At 37.7% G+C, this 932-nt stretch carries 1 protein-coding gene and 1 pseudogene; one reads left to right on the forward strand and one right to left on the reverse strand.

What is annotated here, in order from left to right:
* Window positions 1–408 (reverse strand): RNA-guided endonuclease InsQ/TnpB family protein (locus M595_RS27945; RefSeq protein WP_238987156.1); only part of this gene is annotated, 408 nt, incomplete at its 3' end.
* A gap of 68 nt (window positions 409–476) precedes the next feature.
* Here M595_RS27945 and tnpA point away from each other — a divergent pair.
* Window positions 477–902, forward strand: a pseudogene (gene tnpA / locus M595_RS29855) (IS200/IS605 family transposase).
* Window positions 903–932: the final 30 nt, after the last annotated feature.

Genomic DNA, 932 nt, shown 5'->3' on the forward strand with positions numbered 1-932 from the left:
TACTGCTTTGACTTCACCAATCTTGGGGACTTTTAGATATTCATCCTTGACAGTAACACTCTGGGGATATTGGATTGATTGCTTATGGTGTTTAGACTTGAATCTAGGGAATTTAGCTTGTCCTTTAAAAAAGTTTTTATAGGCTCTGTCTAGGTTAATTGCTACACATTGAAGAACCGATGAATAACAATCTTCCTTGAGCCAAAGATATTCCTTTTTGAGTTGAGGGAGCATCCCTTTATAGGTTGCTAGTTTTAAGCTTTTTCCAGTTTCTTGATAGTGCTGAATACAGGCATTTAAGGCAAAATTCCAATACCACCGTACACAACCAAACGATTTGACTAACGCCAATTCCTGTTCGGGTGTTGGGTAAAGCCTAACCTTTACTGCCTTAAGCAATTGAATCACCCCCTTCGTTTGAGTGCTGTATTTACAAGATACACTGAATATAGCACAAGTTTTTTCAAGTGGAGATTATGAAGAACGATTTTGTTAGCGCTCGGGAGATCTGTCAGTGACCTCAAAGTGCATTTGGTTTTGACAAACTTTGTATCGACACAAGGTTTTTACTCTTGAAATGCTGAATAGGTTACACTCCATCCTTGAAGAATTACTTCATAAGTGGGATTGTAAATTAATTGAATTTAACGGGGAAGACAATCATGTTCATCTTCTTTTTCAGTACCATCGGTGACATTGCTTTAAGTAATTTGGTTAATAATCTCAAATCTGTAACGTCCCGAAAGCTTAGACAAGAATTTTCCGACCACTTAAATTCTTTTTACTGGAAAGATGTTTTATGGAATGGCTCTTACTTTGTTGCTAGTTGTGGCGGAGTTACTATTTCAACCTTAAGACAATACATTGAAAACCAAAACAAACCTAATTCCGATAAACCCTGACCGCAATTCATCTCACGCTGCTCTGTCGGG

This window comes from Lyngbya aestuarii BL J, from assembly GCF_000478195.2.
In the GTDB taxonomy this organism is placed as follows: domain Bacteria; phylum Cyanobacteriota; class Cyanobacteriia; order Cyanobacteriales; family Microcoleaceae; genus Capilliphycus; species Capilliphycus aestuarii.